At 69.8% G+C, this 12,215-nt stretch carries 12 protein-coding genes; 2 read left to right on the top strand and 10 right to left on the bottom strand.

Features of this window, described 5'->3' with window-relative positions:
* Positions 1-52: 52 nt before the first annotated feature.
* Entirely contained in the window at positions 53-1,414 is a 1,362-nt protein-coding gene (pafA, locus tag ACIRPX_RS19685) for a Pup--protein ligase (RefSeq protein ID WP_093722625.1), read from the bottom strand.
* A 9-nt stretch (positions 1,415-1,423) separates the two neighbouring features.
* The gene (locus tag ACIRPX_RS19680; RefSeq protein ID WP_404195868.1) at positions 1,424-2,683 is read right to left on the bottom strand and encodes an MFS transporter; all 1,260 of its coding nucleotides are present in this window, start codon (positions 2,681-2,683) and stop codon (positions 1,424-1,426) included.
* A gap of 101 nt (positions 2,684-2,784) precedes the next feature.
* Here ACIRPX_RS19680 and ACIRPX_RS19675 point away from each other — a divergent pair, with 101 nt between their 5' ends.
* Complete coding sequence (locus tag ACIRPX_RS19675; protein ID WP_404195865.1) at positions 2,785-3,801, top strand: LacI family DNA-binding transcriptional regulator; 1,017 nt, start codon at positions 2,785-2,787, stop codon at positions 3,799-3,801.
* 61 nt (positions 3,802-3,862) lie between these two features.
* Here the strand turns inward: ACIRPX_RS19675 and prcA are convergent, their stop codons facing one another.
* The 6 genes from prcA to arc all read right to left on the bottom strand — a co-directional run bounded on the left by prcA (position 3,863) and on the right by arc (position 9,832).
* Complete coding sequence (prcA, locus tag ACIRPX_RS19670) at positions 3,863-4,624, bottom strand: proteasome subunit alpha (RefSeq protein WP_404195862.1); 762 nt, start codon at positions 4,622-4,624, stop codon at positions 3,863-3,865.
* A 61-nt stretch (positions 4,625-4,685) separates the two neighbouring features.
* Positions 4,686-5,531: a proteasome subunit beta gene (gene prcB, locus ACIRPX_RS19665; RefSeq protein WP_404195859.1), complete on the bottom strand. Its 846-nt coding sequence runs from the start codon at positions 5,529-5,531 to the stop codon at positions 4,686-4,688.
* Positions 5,483-5,782, bottom strand: a complete 300-nt coding sequence (locus ACIRPX_RS19660) for an endonuclease VII domain-containing protein (RefSeq protein ID WP_404195856.1) — start codon at positions 5,780-5,782, stop codon at positions 5,483-5,485. The genes prcB and ACIRPX_RS19660 overlap by 49 nt, the downstream gene beginning before the upstream one ends.
* Before the next feature lie 162 nt (positions 5,783-5,944).
* Complete coding sequence (locus ACIRPX_RS19655; protein ID WP_108011740.1) at positions 5,945-6,163, bottom strand: ubiquitin-like protein Pup; 219 nt, start codon at positions 6,161-6,163, stop codon at positions 5,945-5,947.
* A 156-nt stretch (positions 6,164-6,319) separates the two neighbouring features.
* Entirely contained in the window at positions 6,320-7,831 is a 1,512-nt protein-coding gene (gene dop / locus ACIRPX_RS19650) for a depupylase/deamidase Dop (protein WP_404195853.1), read from the bottom strand.
* 234 nt (positions 7,832-8,065) lie between these two features.
* Positions 8,066-9,832 (bottom strand): proteasome ATPase, encoded by a 1,767-nt coding sequence (gene arc / locus ACIRPX_RS19645; RefSeq protein ID WP_404195850.1) that lies wholly within the window; start codon positions 9,830-9,832, stop codon positions 8,066-8,068.
* Between the two features lie 243 nt (positions 9,833-10,075).
* On the opposite strand from arc, the gene ACIRPX_RS19640 reads away from it, so the two are divergent.
* Positions 10,076-10,378: a ferredoxin gene (locus ACIRPX_RS19640; RefSeq protein WP_404195847.1), complete on the top strand. Its 303-nt coding sequence runs from the start codon at positions 10,076-10,078 to the stop codon at positions 10,376-10,378.
* Between the two features lie 56 nt (positions 10,379-10,434).
* On the opposite strand, the gene ACIRPX_RS19635 is transcribed toward ACIRPX_RS19640, so the two are convergent.
* Positions 10,435-11,010: a hypothetical protein gene (locus ACIRPX_RS19635; protein WP_404195844.1), complete on the bottom strand. Its 576-nt coding sequence runs from the start codon at positions 11,008-11,010 to the stop codon at positions 10,435-10,437.
* A 272-nt stretch (positions 11,011-11,282) separates the two neighbouring features.
* A complete protein-coding gene (locus ACIRPX_RS19630; RefSeq protein ID WP_384253267.1) occupies positions 11,283-12,185 on the bottom strand; it encodes a tRNA (adenine-N1)-methyltransferase in 903 nt (300 codons plus the stop codon).
* Positions 12,186-12,215 lie beyond the last annotated feature (30 nt).

Below are 12,215 nucleotides of genomic sequence, written 5' to 3'. Positions count from 1 at the left end.
GGAAACGTACGGCGCCCGTGTTGCCTTCCGGCCTGTCACCGGAACGCGTTGCTCACATCCCGGCGATGAGCTTCTCCACCCTGTCGTCCACCGAACGGAACGGGTCCTTGCACAACACCGTGCGCTGCGCCTGGTCGTTGAGCTTGAGATGGACCCAGTCGACGGTGAAGTCCCGGCGCTGCTCCTGGGCCCTGCGGATGAAGTCGCCGCGCAGCCGGGCCCTGGTGGTCTGCGGGGGGACGGACTTGCCCTCGAAGATCTTCAAGTCGTTGCAGATCCGCGCTGCTTGCCCCTTCTTCTCGAGCAGGTAGTACAGGCCACGACGGCGGTGGATGTCGTGGTAGGCGAGGTCTATCTGCGCGACCCTCGGGTGGGACATGGTCATGTTGTGCTTGGCCCGGTACCGCTCGATGAGCTTGTACTTCATGACCCAGTCGATCTCGGTGCCGATCCGGTCGAGGTCCTCGGACTCGATCGCGTCCAGGGTGCGGCCCCACAGCTCCAGGACCTGCTCGACGGTGCCGGTGCGGATGCCCCGGCGCTCGCAGAAGTCCACGGCCTTCTCGTAGTACTCGCGCTGCACCTCCAGGGCGGAGGCCTCGCGCCCGCTGGCCAGGCGCACCTTGCGCCGGCCGGTGATGTCGTGGCTGACCTCGCGGATCGCCCGGATGGGGTTCTCCAGCGTGAGGTCGCGCATCACGGTGCCCGCCTCGATCATGCGCAGCACCAGGTCGGTCGCGCCGACCTTGAGCAGCATGGTCGTCTCGGACATGTTGGAATCGCCCACGATGACGTGCAGGCGGCGGTAGCGCTCGGCGTCCGCGTGCGGTTCGTCGCGGGTGTTGATGATGGGCCTGGAGCGGGTGGTCGCCGAGGAGACGCCCTCCCAGATGTGCTCGGCCCGCTGGCTGACGCAGTACACCGCGCCGCGCGGCGTCTGCAGCACCTTGCCCGCACCGCACAGCAGCTGGCGCGTGACCAGGAACGGGATGAGGATGTCCGCGAGCCGGGAGAACTCCCCGTGGCGTGCGACGAGATAGTTCTCGTGGCAGCCGTAGGAGTTGCCCGCCGAGTCGGTGTTGTTCTTGAAGAGGTAGACGTCGCCCGCGATTCCTTCCTCGTGCAGGCGTCGTTCGGCGTCTACCAGTAGCCCTTCCAGAATGCGCTCGCCGGCCTTGTCGTGGGTGACCAGCTCGGTCACGTTGTCACATTCGGGTGTCGCGTATTCCGGATGTGAGCCCACGTCGAGATAGAGGCGGGCGCCGTTTCGCAGAAAGACATTGCTGCTGCGGCCCCATGACACGACACGGCGGAAGAGGTACCGCGCCACCTCGTCGGGAGACAGGCGGCGCTGTCCCCTGAACGTACACGTGACGCCGTACTCGTTCTCCAGCCCGAAAATGCGGCGGTCCATGAGTGAACATTACGCCCGATCCCCTGAGCTGAAACGGGGTTCGGGCGCTCGGTTCGGATCATTTTCGGATGAAGCCGCAACGACTGCACCACCCGCGGGAGCTGCGAGGACCCGTCCGGTGGCCAGCAGGACCAACAGCGACACGCCGCCCGCCGCGCCCGGCACGGCGAAGCCCCACAGCGCCCCGCCCGCCTCGACGACGGGGCCCGTGAGGCCCGTTCCGACCGATGCTCCGACGGTGAAGGTCGTCACGAGCCAGGAGAAGGCCTCGGTGACCGTCCCGGCCGGCGCGTGCCGGTCGACGAGCACGAACGCGCAGGCGAGGACGGGGGCCAGGAAGAGCCCCGCGAGGGCCGCGAGCAGCACCATGGCGAACGGGCCGGGCAGCAGCGTGAGCGGCAGGTAACACACCGCCAGAAGGGCCACCAGGACCTGCAGTCGGCGGGCGGGCTCGCCGGTCCGGCGCCGCGCCCCGTAGGCCGTCCCCCCGACGAGCGCGCCGAACCCGAGCGCGGCCATCAGCCAGCCGTACACGGCGTCCCCGCCGTGCGTGTCGGCGTACGGCACCGAGGCCACCGCGATGGAGCCCAGCGCGATGCCGACGAACAGGAACGCGCCGAGCAGGGCGAGCAGCCCCCTGGAACGCAGGGCGCCCAGCCAGTGCGCCTCGCGCGGCGCCGAACGCCACGCGCGCGAGGGCGCCGACACGACCACGGAGAGGGCGCCGAGCACGCCCACGGCGTTGAGCGCCAGCAGGGCCGCCCGCTCCGACCAGAGCGAGACGCACAGGGTCACCAGCAACGGCCCGACCGTGAACATGACTTCCTGGGCCACGGCGTCCATGGCGTACGCGGTGTGCACCTGCTCCTCACGGCGCAGCACCGACGGCCACAGGGCCCGCAGCCCGCCCTCCAGGGGCGGCGTGAGGAGCCCGGCGGCCGCCACGCACGCGTACGCGAGCGGAAGCGGGTCGGTGCCCGAGAAGGCGAAGCCCGCCATCGCGAGGGCCGACAGGACGGCCGCGGGCAGCTGGACGCGCGGCTGGCCGTGCAGGTCCACCAGCCGGCCGAGGACGGGCTGCCCGACGGCGTTGGCGACGCCGTACACCGCCGCGAGGGCACCCGCCAGGCTGTACGAGCCGCCCTCGGCACGCACGAACAGCACCAGGGCGATCGCGGCGGTCGCGTTGGGCAGCCGCCCCACCAGCGTGCCCGCCAGCAGCCGGACCGCGTGTCTCGCCCTGAGGATCTCCAGGTATCCCGCGGCCATGTCCCGCCTCCAAGTGTTACGTATAACCCCGACTCCCATACGTAGCATGTGCGCTGTCCGCAGTCCAGACGACGGCCCCAGACGAAGAGAGCAGGCCCACGGTGGCACGCAGCAGCACGCGCCCGACCAGCCGTGACGTCGCGCAGGCGGCGGGCGTCTCCCAGGCCGCCGTCTCGCTGGTCCTGGGCGACAAGTGGCGCGGCCGCGTCTCCGAGGCCACCGCCGAGCGCGTACGGCAGGCCGCACGCGAACTCGGCTACCGCCCCAACCTCGCCGCCCGGAACCTGCGCCTGGGCCGCACCCGCACGGTGCTGCTCGTCGTCCCCGCGCTGACCACGGAGTTCTTCGCCGGCGTCTACACGGGCGCCGCCCGGGTGGCCGCCGAGCACGGCTTCGGCGTCGTCCTGTACCCCTCCCCCGAGGGCATCGGCCCGGCCCGCGACCCCTTCGCGTCCGCGCAGGCGGCCCTGGACGGCGTCATCGCCTCCTCCATGGCCGCGGACGCCCTCACCGCGATCCGCGGCGACCAGCTGCCCCTGGTGATGCTCGACAGTGACCCGGAGGGCAGCCTCGGCGCGGCGACGGTGAACCTGGACATCGCCGACGGCGTTCGGCAGGTCGCCGACCATCTGCTGGGCCTCGGCCACCGGAGCTTCCTGCATCTGGCGGCGGACGTGGCGTCCTGGACCTTCGAGGTACGCGCGCGCGAGCTCGCCGACCGGGTCGGCACGGTCCCGGGCGCGTCCGTCCGCACCGCCCGGGCACCGATCTCCATCGACGACGCCCTGACCGCCGCCGAGGCGGCCCTGGCGGCGCCCGGGCCCCGGCCCACGGCCCTGGTGTGCGACGACGACAAGCTGGCGGCCGGCGCCTACAAGGCGGCCCGGCGCCTCGGCCTGCGGATCCCGGACGACCTTTCCGTCACCGGCCTGGACGACCTCGCCCTCGCCACGGCCCTCGATCCGGAGCTGACGACCGTGCGCCTGGACGCGGAGCTGTTCGGCGAACGCGGCATGCGGGCCCTGCTGGCGGTCCTGGAAGGCCGCGCACCGACGGCCGGGGACATCCCGGTCGAGCTGATCGTACGGGGCTCCACGGCGCCCCCCAGTGCCTCCTGAACGCCCTGTGCCCCGGCTGCCGGACGGCGACCGGGGCACACGAGGGGTGAGGTGAGGCGGACTACTCCTGGTCCGAGTCCGGGCTTCCGGCCTCGTCGGAGCTCTCGGCCTCGGTGGCCGCTCCGTCGCTCTCCAGGAGCCGGGAGAGCTGGCGGCCGACGATCCGCCGGAACTTGCGGGCCTGCGGGCGCGTACGGTCCAGCACCGCGACCTCCAGGCGCTCGGCGGGGATCTCCCGCTCGCTGCCGTTCGTGTCGCGGGACAGGGCCGTCACGGCCAGCTTGAGCGCCTCGGCCAGGGTCATGCCGTCCTGGTGGCGCTGATCGAGGTAGCCGCTGATCTGCTCGGCGTTGCCCCCGACCGCGACGGAGCCGTGCTCGTCCACGATCGAGCCGTCGTGCGGCAGCCGGTAGATCTGGTCGCCGTCCGGGGTCTCGCCGACCTCGGCCACCACCAGCTCCACCTCGTACGGCTTCTCGCCCGCCGAGGAGAAGATCGTGCCCAGTGTCTGGGCGTAGACGTTGGCGAGACCGCGGGCGGTCACGTCGTCGCGGTCGTAGGTGTAACCGCGCAGGTCGGCGTAGCGCACGCCGCCGATGCGGAGGTTCTCGTACTCGTTGTACTTGCCGGCGGCCGCGAAGCCGATCCGGTCGTAGATCTCGCTGAACTTGTGCAGCGCGCGGGACGGGTTCTCGCCGACGAAGACGATGCCGTCGGCGTACTGCAGCACGACCAGGCTGCGGCCACGGGCGATGCCCTTGCGGGCGTACTCCGCCCGGTCGGCCATGGCCTGCTGGGGTGAAACGTAGAACGGCGTCGACACCGGTTATCCGTCCCTTTCTGTCGAGGTCAGCTGGATCACCTAGATAACGGCCCGCCGCCGGCTACAGCAGCGCGGCCCGCGGGCCGTCGGGCTGCTCCAGCCGCCGCGCCAGGATCGAGCGGGCGATCTCGGAGGACTCGTCCTCGGTCAGCCGGCGGAAGCCGTCCTCGGTGATCACGGTGACGATCGGATAGATCCGGCGGGCGACATCGGGACCACCGGTCGCCGAGTCGTCGTCTGCCGCGTCGTAGAGGGCCTGCACCACGAGCGTGGTGGCCTGGTCCTCGGTCAGGTCGTCGCGGAAGAGCTTCTTCATGGCGCCGCGCGCGAAGATCGAGCCGGAGCCCGTGGCCGCGTAGCCCGACTCCTCGCTGCGGCCGCCCGTCACGTCGTAGGAGAAGATCCGGCCCTTGTCCCGGTCCACGTCGTAACCGGCGAAGAGGGGGACCACGGCCAGGCCCTGCATGGCCATGCCGAGGTTGGAGCGGATCATGGTCGACAGCCGGTTCGCCTTGCCCTCCAGGGAAAGCTGCGCCCCCTCGACCTTCTCGAAGTGCTCCAGCTCCAGCTGGAACAGCTTGACCATCTCGACGGCGAGACCGGCCGTGCCGGCGATGCCGACGGCGGAGTACTCGTCCGCCGGGAACACCTTCTCGATGTCGCGCTGGGCGATCACATTGCCCATGGTGGCCCGGCGGTCACCGGCGAGCACGACACCGCCCGGGAAGGTCACGGCCACGATGGTCGTCCCGTGCGGCGCCTCGATGACACCCTGGGTGGGCGGCAGTTGGCGGTTGCCCGGCAGCATCTCCGGCTGGTGCTCGGACAGGAAGTCCATGAAGGACGAGGACCCAGGCGTCAGGAAGGCAGCCGGTAGACGCCCGGTGCTACGAGTGTTGGCTTCCACGCGATTCCTTCCAAGTAAGCGGCGGCCCGACGTACGGCGTCGGGATCGTCTCCCAACGTGCCGGTGGCCCGGTTGCAGTTGAAGCACAGTACGCCTCGGACCCTACCCGTCTTGTGGCGGTGATCCACATGTACGGCGGGAGCCTTCGGGCAGATCACGCGGAGCCCCGCCCGGGAGGCGATCGTCTCGTCACGTCCGGCTTCGGTCACGCCGTGCTGACGCCTCGCGGCGCGTCGGATCCGCCCACGCACCGGTGACCGCCCGATGCGCGGTCCCCGCAGCCCCGGCGCCGGCCGTCCCGGCCGGACCGGCCGCGGGCGAAGGCCGCGTGCGGCTCGACGTCACCGCACGCAGCGCTCCACGCCCTCTTCGCCCGAGGCGGTCAGCGCCTTCCGCAGCCTTCGGCTCGAAGGCTACTGGCCACCTTTCTGAACAAATGAGCGAACGAAGTCCTCGGCATTTTCCTCGAGCACGTCATCGATCTCGTCCAGCACCGAGTCCACGTCGTCGCTCAGCTTCTCCTGGCGCTCCTTGAGATCGTCCGAAGCCTGCGCGTCCTGCGCCTGCTCCTCGACCTCCTCGGTGGAGCGCGTCGCCTTCTGCTGGCCGCCGCCGGTGTCCTTGGTCGCCATAACCCTCACCCCGCTCGGTTCGACGTTCTTGATCAGACCCTACAAGCAGGGTCCGACATCGGCCCCGCAGTTCCCTCAACGTCCGGGGACCACCTCGATGATTCCCTTACGCCAGGATTTCCACCCTGTTCGGCCGGGTCGGCCCCGGGTACCCCGTCATCCGCCGGACAGCACCCTGACCAGGTCTTCCGCCGTCCGGCAGCGGTCCAGGAGCTCCTTGACGTGATTTCGCGTTCCGCGAAGCGGTTCGAGGGTTGGGACCCGCTGGAGCGAGTCCCGGCCCGGGAGGTCGAAGATCACGGAGTCCCAGGAGGCCGCCGCCACGTCGTCGGCGTACTGCTCAAGGCAGCGGCCGCGGAAGTACGCGCGCGTGTCCTCCGGAGGGCTCGTACGGGCCCGCTCGACGTCGTTCTCGTCCAGCAGGCGCTTCATCCGGCCGCGGGCCACCAGACGGTTGTAGAGGCCCTTCTCCGGCCGCACGTCGGCGTACTGCAGGTCCACCAGGTGCAGCCGGGCGGCGTCCCAGTCCAGGCTGTCACGCCGCCGGTAGCCCTCCATGAGCTCCCGCTTGGCGACCCAGTCCAGTTCGCCGGCCAGGCTCATCGGGTCGTTCTCCAGGCGGTTGAGGGTGTCCTCCCAGCGGGCCAGCACGTCCTTGGTCTGCTCGTCCACGTCGGAGCCGAAGCGCTCCTCCACGTACTTGCGGGACAGCTCGTAGTACTCCATCTGGAGCTGGACCGCGGTGAGCGTACGGCCGCTGCGGAGCGTGACCAGACGCTTGAGGGACGGGTCGTGCGACACCTGGTGCAGGGTGCGCACCGGCTGGTCGACGGCCAGGTCCACCGCGATGAAGCCGTCCTCGATCATGGACAGGACCAGGGCGGTCGTGCCCAGCTTGAGGTAGGTGGAGATCTCCGACAGGTTCGCGTCGCCGATGATCACGTGCAGCCGGCGGTACTTCTCGGCGTCCGCGTGCGGTTCGTCGCGGGTGTTGATGATCGGGCGTTTGAGGGTCGTCTCCAGGCCGACCTCGACCTCGAAGTAGTCGGCGCGCTGGCTGAGCTGGAAGCCGTGCTCGTGGCCGTCCTGGCCGATGCCGACGCGACCGGCGCCGGTGACGACCTGGCGGGAGACGAAGAAGGGTGTGAGGTGGCGCACGATGTCCGAGAAGGCGGTCTCCCGCTTCATCAGGTAGTTCTCGTGCGTGCCGTAGGAGGCGCCCTTGTTGTCGGTGTTGTTCTTGTAGAGGTGGATCGGCTGCGCCCCGGGCAGCTGGGCCGCACGTTCGGCGGCCTCGGCCATGATGCGCTCGCCCGCCTTGTCCCACAGCACGGCGTCGCGCGGATTGGTGACCTCGGGCGCGCTGTACTCGGGGTGTGCGTGGTCGACGTAGAGCCGTGCGCCGTTGGTGAGGATCACATTGGCGAGGCCGATGTCCTCGTCGGTGAGCTGGCTGGCGTCGGCGGCCTCGCGCGCGAGGTCGAAGCCCCGCGCGTCGCGCAGCGGGTTCTCCTCCTCGAAGTCCCAGCGGGCCCGGCGGGCCCGGTGCATCGCCGCCGCGTAGGCGTTGACGATCTGGGACGAGGTGAGCATGGCATTGGCGTTGGGGTGGCCGGGTACGGAGATGCCGTACTCGGTCTCGATGCCCATTACTCGCCGTACGGTCATGCGGCCCTCCTTGCCCGGCGGCGCCCTCGGTCGGGGACGCCGCTCAAGTACCGCTGGCGCTCCGGTGCGTGTGCGGTGCCCGTCCCCGCACTGCGCGACTCGGCGGTACCGAAGAGCCTAGAACGGCTTTGCGCTGGTGGGGAGATCATTTGCGTCATTGCCTTGCTCCAGCCGTGGCCTGAAAAACAGTCGGCTGCGGGTACCCGGTGAGGGCACCCGCAGCCGCCCTGTCTTTTACAGGTACTGACCAGTGTTCGCCACCGTGTCGATGGAGCGTCCGGTGTCCGCGCCCTGCTTTCCGGTGATGAGGGTACGGATGTAGACGATCCGTTCGCCCTTCTTTCCAGAGATCCGGGCCCAGTCGTCCGGGTTCGTGGTGTTCGGCAGGTCCTCGTTCTCCTTGAACTCGTCCACGCAGGCCTGGAGGAGGTGGGAGACCCGAAGGCCCTTCTGCTTGTGCTCGAGGAAGTCCTTGATCGCCATCTTCTTGGCGCGGCCGACGATGTTCTCGATCATGGCGCCGGAGTTGAAGTCCTTGAAGTAGAGGACTTCCTTGTCACCGTTGGCGTAGGTGACCTCCAGGAAGCGGTTCTCCTCGGACTCCGCGTACATCTGCTCGACGGCCGTCTGGATCATGCTCTCGACGGTGGCCGGCTTGTCGCCGCCGTGCTCGCCCAGGTCGTCGCCGTGCAGCGGGAGGCGCTCGGTGAGGTACTTGCCGAAGATGTCCTTGGCGGCCTCGGCGTCGGGACGCTCGATCTTGATCTTCACGTCCAGGCGGCCGGGGCGCAGGATGGCGGGGTCGATCATGTCCTCGCGGTTGGAGGCGCCGATCACGACCACGTTCTGCAGGCCCTCGACACCGTCGATCTCGGCGAGCAGCTGCGGGACGATGGTGTTCTCCACGTCCGAGCTGACGCCGGAGCCACGGGTGCGAAAGAGCGACTCCATCTCGTCGAAGAAGACGATGACGGGGGTGCCCTCGCTGGCCTTCTCACGGGCACGCTGGAAGACGAGCCGGATCTGCCGCTCGGTCTCGCCGACGTACTTGTTCAGCAGCTCCGGGCCCTTGATGTTGAGGAAGAAGCTCTTGCCGGCGGCCTGACCGGTGACCTCGGCGACCTTCTTGGCCAGCGAGTTGGCGACGGCCTTGGCGATCAGCGTCTTGCCGCATCCGGGCGGCCCGTAGAGCAGGACGCCCTTGGGCGGGCGCAGTTCGTGCTCCTTGAACAGGTCCGGGTAGAGGTAGGGGAGCTCGACGGCGTCGCGGATCGCCTCGATCTGGCCTCCCAGACCGCCGATCTGCTCGTAGCCGATGTCGGGCACCTCTTCGAGGACGAGCTCCTCGACCTCGCTCTTGGGGATGATCTCGTAGACATAGCCGGACCGGGGCTCGAGCAGCAGGGCGTCACCGGGCCGGATGTTCACGTCCAGCAGCGGCTCGGCGAGCCGTACCACCCGCTCCTCGTCGGTGTGGCCGAGCACCAGGGCGCGCTCGCCGTCCTCGAGGATCTCCTTGAGGGTCACGATGTCGCCGGCGCGCTCGAACTCCATGGCCTCGACCACGTTCAGCGCTTCGTTGAGCATCACTTCCTGGCCGCGCCGGAGCTCTTCGAGGTCGACGCTCGGGCTGACGTTCACCCGGAGCTTGCGGCCCCCGGTGAAGATGTCGGCCGTGCCGTCCTCGTTGGCCTGCAGGAAGACGCCGAATCCGGCCGGCGGCTGCGCCAGCCGGTCGACCTCCTCCTTGAGGGCCACGATCTGGTCGCGGGCCTCACGGAGCGTGTTGGCGAGTCGCTCGTTCTGGGCGGACACGCCGGCCAGGTTGGTCTGCAGCTCGACGATCCGCTCTTCGAGAATCCTCGTGTGCCGCGGAGAGTCGGCGAGCTTGCGCCGCAGGACGGCGATCTCCTGCTCAAGGTAGGCAATCTGCCCGGCGGGGTCTTCGGACCCTCGTCCCGGGCGGATGCCGCGGTTCATGTCGTCGTCGTGGGCTGCCACGGTCCTCACCTCCTCCAAGGGGAGCTGGACGCTTCCAGACCCTACCTGGGTGGGTGTCGATTGAAACCCCTAGATCACAAAGACGGTCGGGGTGTGTCCGATCTTCACCCTTGCGCTCTCCCTCACGCCAGGGGAATACCCACCGAACATGATTGGAAAGCTGCCCCAGGTAGGGTCGAAGTGTTCAACACCCGTCAGAGCTGGCCGGATTCCCGCCCGCCCGACTTGAAAACGGCAGGAGACATGAGCGTGCAGCAAGAGGCCGGTCCCGGCGAGACGCTGGAGGTCTGGATCGATCAGGACCTGTGCACCGGCGACGGCATCTGCGCTCAGTACGCGCCCGAGGTGTTCGAGCTGGACATCGACGGGCTGGCCTATGTGAAGGGCTCCGACGACGAGCTCCTCCAGGACAAGGGCGCCGCAACGCCCGTACCCCTGCCGCTCCTCACGGACGTGGTGGACTCGGCCCGGGAGTGCCCGGGCGAGTGCATCCATGTGCGGCGGGTTTCGGACAGGGTCGAGGTCTACGGTCCGGACTCCGGGTGAACGTCCGGACACGGAACGTCACCGCTGTCTGAAATCTCACACGTTTCCCGCGCGGCTCAGACGCGGTGCGCTCCGGCGGATGTCGAGCGCTCGAACGAGCCGTTTTTCCACTGCCACTTCACGTGGTCGGTGACGTCCGGGCAGCAGCGCGGCACGTCTCGGGAGGAGTAGCCGAGGAGGGTGGCGAAGACCGCTCCCCGGCGCACCACGACGTCACTCACCGTGTCCCCCGCCTTGGGGTCGGCGAGGGTGGCGACCACCCGGGCCCGGCCGTCCTTGGCGCGCGTGAGGACGTAGACGCCGTCGGGCGGGGTGCCCATGGGGGCGTCGCAGTGCACCACGGCGACCGTCTCCGGATTGCCGTCGCCGTCGAGGTCGCCGGTGGCCTTCTTCCGCACGACGGCCTTCACCGGACCGCACGTGAGCGGGAAGTCGACGCCGGCGGTGCCGGGCGCGGCCGCCGCGTGGGCGGCCTTGGTCTCGGGGCCGGTGGCCGGCTGGGCCGCGGTCGCCGAGTTGGGCTGCAGGAGCGAGGAGAGGGCCATGACGCCCGCTACGGCCGTGGCGGTGGCGACCCAGTGGATGGGCCGGGTCTGCGTGTGTGCCAGTTCCGGAACGGCGGATTGCTGCACGAGGAGTGTCTCCTGTGAGGGCTGTGCCGGTGGGGGTGGCCTGCATCGTGCCACACGTCACACTGCGGCGGAACGGCGGGGTGTCCGGTCCTCGGCGCCTGCTCGCCGGGATGGTGCGGTTTGCGCCGCGATGTCAACACAATGGCGCCGGGGCCGAGTTCCGGATCCCCTCCGGAACTCGGCCCCGGCGCCCCTTCGTTGAGTACGGCACGCACCGCCCCGGGGAGGTCCGGACAGCCCCAGGGGGTGTCTGACGATTCCCGTCGTCCGCCCTAGCGGCCGGAGCCCCCGTCGGCGTTGGGGCCGGCGTAGTCCTCGCCGTAGGCGCCCTTGGCGGGGCGGCGGCGGCGCATGGGCGGCTCGACGCCGTCCGCGAGGCGGCGGGCGGTGAGGAGGAAGCCGGTGTGGCCGATCATCCGGTGGTCCGGGCGGACGGCCAGGCCCTCGATGTGCCAGTTGCGGATCATCGTCTCCCAGGAGGTCGGCTCGTTGAAGCAGCCGATCTCACGGATGGACTCGACGGTCCGGGCGAGCTGGGTGGTGGTGGCGACGTAGCAGCACAGGATGCCGCCGGGCACGAGCGCCTTGGAGACGGCCTCCAGGCACTCCCAGGGGGCGAGCATGTCGAGGATGACGCGGTCGACGTCGGCGTCCGAGAGGTTGTCCTGGAGGTCGCCGACGGTGAGCTGCCAGGCGGGGTGCGGGCCGCCGAAGTAGCGCTCCACGTTCTGCTGGGCGATCTCGGCGAAGTCCTCGCGGCGCTCGTAGCTGTGCAGCATGCCCTGGTCGCCGATGGCGCGCAGCAGGAAGCTGCTGAGCGAGCCCGAGCCGACACCGGCCTCCACGACGCGCGCGCCGGGGAAGATGTCGGCGAAGGCGAGGATCTGCCCCGCGTCCTTGGGGTAGACGACGGCCGCCCCGCGGGGCATGGACAGGACGTAGTCGGGGAGCAGGGGGCGCAGCGCGAGGTAGGCGACGTTACCGGTGGTGCGGACAACGCTGCCCTCGGGAGCGCCGATCAGTTCGTCGTGCGGGAAGGAACCCTTGTGGGTGTGGAAGTTCTTCCCGGCCTCGAGCGTGAACGTGTAGTGGCGGCCCTTGGGGTCGGTCAGCTGAACCTGGTCCCCGACCTTGAAGGGCCCGCGCCTGCGGGCGGCACCGGTCGGTTCGGACATGTGAACAGCCTACCGGGGTTTGCCGGGGCC

It is taken from the genome of Streptomyces sp. NPDC101225, assembly GCF_044767585.1.
GTDB lineage: Bacteria > Actinomycetota > Actinomycetes > Streptomycetales > Streptomycetaceae > Streptomyces.
Note: the sequence above shows the minus strand (reverse complement) of the source record. Positions and strands in the feature narration are given on the sequence as shown.

Excerpts from the sequence above, each read along its gene's own strand:
- dop (WP_404195853.1), bottom strand. The coding sequence starts at position 7,831 with ATGACCGTACGGCGAGTAATGGGCATCGAGACCGAGTACGGCATCTCC.
- ACIRPX_RS19680 (WP_404195868.1), bottom strand. The coding sequence starts at position 2,683 with ATGGCCGCGGGATACCTGGAGATCCTCAGGGCGAGACACGCGGTCCGG.
- ACIRPX_RS19655 (WP_108011740.1), bottom strand. The coding sequence starts at position 6,163 with ATGGCGACCAAGGACACCGGCGGCGGCCAGCAGAAGGCGACGCGCTCC.
- pafA (WP_093722625.1), bottom strand. The coding sequence starts at position 1,414 with ATGGACCGCCGCATTTTCGGGCTGGAGAACGAGTACGGCGTCACGTGT.
- ACIRPX_RS19640 (WP_404195847.1), top strand. The coding sequence starts at position 10,076 with ATGAGCGTGCAGCAAGAGGCCGGTCCCGGCGAGACGCTGGAGGTCTGG.
- ACIRPX_RS19630 (WP_384253267.1), bottom strand. The coding sequence starts at position 12,185 with ATGTCCGAACCGACCGGTGCCGCCCGCAGGCGCGGGCCCTTCAAGGTC.